We start from the raw sequence: 626 nt of genomic DNA on the forward strand, positions 1-626 counted from the left end.
TGAGCCGCATCAGCCGCCGGATGCGCTTCTGGTTCACACCATGCCCCTCGTTCTGCAGGTGCCAGGTCATCTGGCGAACCCCATAGAACGGTGTGTCGAGGAACTGCTGATCAATGACCCGCATCAGCCCGAGGTTCTGCTCCGTCTCTCCGACCGGTTCATGATAGTAGGACGAGCGCGAGATCGACAGCAGGCGGCACTGCGCCCCGATCGACAACGCTGGATGGCCCCGCTCAATCATCCTGCGCCTCACTTGCCGGTCCACGGCTTGAGCTTTCGTGACAAAAAATCGTTGGCGACGGCCAGCTCCCCAATCTTGGCGTGTAGCGACCGGACCGTCTCTTCATCCACTTCCGCGACGGGCTTTCTGCCGCCGCGCTCGAAGATATCCGCAGCCCCGTCCAGCAGTGCCTTCTTCCACTGATGGATCATCGTCGGATGCACGCCGTGTTCGGCCGCCAACTCCGACACAGTGCGCTCGCCCTTAACGGCCTCAAGCGCAACCCGAGCCTTGAAGCCCGCGTCATGGTTCCTGCGTTTCCGCATTCCTGATCTCCTCGTCATTGGAGACCAGCAAACGTCAGATCGTAGCTTCCGTCACTGTCCGATTTCCGGGGAGTAGCTCA

2 protein-coding genes are annotated in these 626 nt (G+C 60.9%); both read right to left on the reverse strand.

The annotated features are described in order from the left end of the window. Positions 1 to 241: IS3 family transposase (locus XINFAN_RS00005; protein WP_148087122.1), on the reverse strand; the 241-nt coding region annotated here is incomplete at its 3' end. Between the two features lie 8 nt (positions 242 to 249). Then, a complete protein-coding gene (locus XINFAN_RS00010) occupies positions 250 to 546 on the reverse strand; it encodes a transposase (protein WP_160144494.1) in 297 nt (98 codons plus the stop codon). Positions 547 to 626 lie beyond the last annotated feature (80 nt).

It is taken from the genome of Pseudogemmobacter humi, from assembly GCF_900609055.1.
Taxonomy (GTDB): domain Bacteria; phylum Pseudomonadota; class Alphaproteobacteria; order Rhodobacterales; family Rhodobacteraceae; genus Pseudogemmobacter; species Pseudogemmobacter humi.

What these genes read in the sequence shown, in the direction of transcription:
- XINFAN_RS00010 (WP_160144494.1), bottom strand. Translation starts at nt 546, where the DNA reads ATGCGGAAACGCAGGAACCATGACGCGGGCTTCAAGGCTCGGGTTGCG.